Here is a 1,032-nt window from a genome sequence, read left to right as displayed (position 1 = left end):
CGGTGGGCTTCCAGCAGCAGGGTGCCGCCCGGCGTTTCATAAATACCGCGGGATTTCATGCCGACAAAGCGGCCTTCGACCAGATCGAGACGGCCGCAACCGTGCTTGCCGCCCAGTTCGTTCAGCTTTGTCAGCAGGTCTGCCGGGCTCAGCGCTTCACCGTTGATGCTGACGGCATCACCTTTTTCAAAGCCGACCTCGATGAACTCAGGCTCGTTCGGCGCGTCCTCGGGGTGCACGGTGCGTTGGTAGACGTAGTCAGGCGCCATCACTGCCGGGTCTTCCAGAACTTTGCCTTCGGAGGAGGTGTGCAGCAGGTTGGCGTCAACCGAGAAGGGCGCTTCGCCGCGTTTGTCCTTGGCCACCGGGATCTGGTTTTGTTCAGCAAACTCCAGCAGACGGGTACGCGAGGTCAGATCCCATTCACGCCAGGGTGCGATCACCTTGATGTCCGGGTTCAGAGCGTAGGCAGCCAATTCGAAACGGACCTGATCGTTGCCCTTGCCGGTGGCCCCGTGAGCGACCGCGTCGGCACCGGTGGCTTCGGCGATCTCTACAAGACGCTTGGAGATCAGCGGGCGGGCAATCGACGTGCCTAGCAGGTAGAGGCCCTCATAGACCGCATTGGCGCGGAACATCGGAAAGACGAAGTCGCGGACAAATTCCTCGCGCACATCTTCGATGAAGATGTTTTCAGGCGTGATACCCAGCATTTCCGCTTTCTTGCGGGCGGGTTCCAGTTCTTCACCCTGGCCGAGATCGGCGGTGAAGGTGACAACTTCGCAGCCGTATTCGGTCTGCAGCCATTTCAGGATGATCGAGGTGTCGAGGCCGCCGGAATAGGCGAGCACAACTTTCTTGGGCGCGGACATGGAATTCCCTCTCAGGTCAGAACGCCTGCGGCGTAGCGGGTTTTGTCCGGAAGGGCAAGGTTAACTGGGGTTTCGTGCAGAGTCGGCTGCAACTATGGTCCGCGCCAGATGTGGTTTTCAAATTGGAGCAGATTTTGATGAAACCTTGGGCGCTGTTCAG

At 59.3% G+C, this 1,032-nt stretch carries 1 protein-coding gene; it reads right to left on the bottom strand.

Annotated elements, in window-relative coordinates; all coding sequences use genetic code 11:
• A partial coding sequence (locus A2I95_RS42050) for an argininosuccinate synthase (protein ID WP_291738173.1) occupies nucleotides 1-872 on the bottom strand: 872 nt, incomplete at its 3' end.
• Nucleotides 873-1,032 lie beyond the last annotated feature (160 nt).

Source organism: Leisingera sp. F5 (assembly GCF_001593695.1).
This window is presented reverse-complemented; position numbering and strand designations above follow the sequence as displayed.